The sequence below is a fragment of the Bacteroides sp. An19 genome (assembly GCF_002160215.1).
Taxonomy (GTDB): Bacteria; Bacteroidota; Bacteroidia; order Bacteroidales; family Bacteroidaceae; genus Phocaeicola; species Phocaeicola intestinalis.
The window spans coordinates 1-551 of the sequence record NZ_NFKD01000155.1; the positions used below are offsets into that span (position 1 = coordinate 1).

At 47.0% G+C, this 551-nt stretch carries 1 protein-coding gene; it reads left to right on the forward strand.

What is annotated here, in order from left to right; all coding sequences use genetic code 11:
• A partial coding sequence (locus B5F25_RS20985) for a reverse transcriptase domain-containing protein (protein ID WP_241148469.1) occupies positions 1 to 551 on the forward strand: 551 nt, incomplete at both ends.

Consider the following 551-nt stretch of genomic DNA (forward strand, 5'->3'; position numbering starts at 1 on the left):
TTCATGTGGATGTGTGAAGACAACATCGTGGAAGTACCATTCGACAAGGAACACCTTTTCGAGCAAATCCTGAGTCCTGCCAATCTTAATCGAGCCTATAAGGCAGTGATTGGTAACAATGGCAGTGGCGGTATCGACAAGATGTCATGTGAACAATTGTTCTCGTGGCTATTAGCCAATAAAGATGCGCTCATTCGTTCCTTGATGGACGGTTCTTACCGTCCGAACCCCGTCAAAAGGGTAGAAATCCCCAAGGACAATGGCAAGATGCGCCTTTTAGGAATCCCCACCGTGGTAGACCGTTTGGTGCAACAAGCCATTAACCAGGTTCTGACCCCTATCTATGAGTGCCAATTCTCGAGGAGCAGCTACGGCTTCCGTCCAAGAAGAGGTTGTCATGACGCACTGCGAGGGGCGCAAGAAATAATCAATGCAGGCTACATATATGTAGTAGACCTTGACCTCGAGCGCTTCTTTGATACCGTTAATCATAGCAAACTCATAGAAATCCTCAGCCGTACTATTAAAGACGGCAGAGTTGTCAGTCTAAT